The organism is Streptomyces sp. NPDC002328, assembly GCF_042890065.1.
Classification (GTDB): domain Bacteria; phylum Actinomycetota; class Actinomycetes; order Streptomycetales; family Streptomycetaceae; genus Streptomyces.
Map to the genome: position 1 here is coordinate 1 of NZ_JBIARQ010000047.1, position 1,574 is coordinate 1,574.

A 1,574-nucleotide genomic window follows, 5' to 3' on the forward strand; every position below is an offset into this window, starting at 1 on the left:
GACGAGTCAGAAACCGTTGATGTAGGCGAAGGACATGCGAAAGGTCCGGCGTAGAGGGTAAGACCCCCGTAGTCGAAACGTCAGCGGCTCGTTTGAGAGACACCCAAGTAGCACGGGGCCCGAGAAATCCCGTGTGAATCTGGCGGGACCACCCGCTAAGCCTAAATATTCCCTGGTGACCGATAGCGGATAGTACCGTGAGGGAATGGTGAAAAGTACCGCGGGAGCGGAGTGAAATAGTACCTGAAACCGTGTGCCTACAAGCCGTGGGAGCGTCGGGATGGAGCTTGCTCCATCCTCGTGACTGCGTGCCTTTTGAAGAATGAGCCTGCGAGTTTGCGGTGTGTTGCGAGGTTAACCCGGGTGGGGAAGCCGTAGCGAAAGCGAGTCCGAACAGGGCGATTCAGTAGCACGCTCAAGACCCGAAGCGGAGTGATCTAGCCATGGGCAGGTTGAAGCGGAGGTAAGACTTCGTGGAGGACCGAACCCACCAGGGTTGAAAACCTGGGGGATGACCTGTGGTTAGGGGTGAAAGGCCAATCAAACTCCGTGATAGCTGGTTCTCCCCGAAATGCATTTAGGTGCAGCGTCGTGTGTTTCTTGCCGGAGGTAGAGCACTGGATAGGCGATGGGCCCTACCGGGTTACTGACCTTAGCCAAACTCCGAATGCCGGTAAGTGAGAGCGCGGCAGTGAGACTGTGGGGGATAAGCTCCATGGTCGAGAGGGAAACAGCCCAGAGCATCGACTAAGGCCCCTAAGCGTACGCTAAGTGGGAAAGGATGTGGAGTCGCACAGACAACCAGGAGGTTGGCTTAGAAGCAGCCACCCTTGAAAGAGTGCGTAATAGCTCACTGGTCTAGTGATTCCGCGCCGACAATGTAGCGGGGCTCAAGCGTACCGCCGAAGTCGTGTCATTGCGATATATACCCCCAACGGGGATCGTGATGGGTAGGGGAGCGTCGTGTGCCGGGTGAAGCAGCCGCGGAAGCGAGTTGTGGACGGTTCACGAGTGAGAATGCAGGCATGAGTAGCGATACAAACGTGAGAAACGTTTGCGCCGATTGACTAAGGGTTCCTGGGTCAAGCTGATCTGCCCAGGGTAAGTCGGGACCTAAGGCGAGGCCGACAGGCGTAGTCGATGGATAACCGGTTGATATTCCGGTACCCGCTGTGAAGCGTCAAACATCGAACCAGGCGATGCTAAGTCCGTGAAGCCGTTCCGGACCCTTCGGGGAAAGGAAAGTGGTGGAGCCGACGAACCAGACTTGCAGTAGGTGAGTGATGGGGTGACGCAGGAAGGTAGTCCAGCCCGGGCGGTGGTTGTCCCGGGGTAAGGGTGTAGGGCGCTGTCCAGGTAAATCCGGACAGCTTGTGCCTGAGACCTGATGCCGAGCCGATTGTGGTGAAGTGGATGATCCTATGCTGTCGAGAAAAGCCTCTAGCGAGTTTCATGGCGGCCCGTACCCTAAACCGACTCAGGTGGTCAGGTAGAGAATACCGAGGCGTTCGGGTGAACTATGGTTAAGGAACTCGGCAAAATGCCCCCGTAACTTCGGGAGAAGGGGGGCCACA

Annotated in this window: 1 rRNA gene (running past one end of the window); it reads left to right on the forward strand. The window is 57.0% G+C overall.

Annotated elements, in window-relative coordinates:
• Positions 1–1,574, forward strand: a 23S ribosomal RNA gene (locus ACFYX4_RS40945); its annotated part runs 1,272 nt beyond the window's last position; the annotation flags it as partial.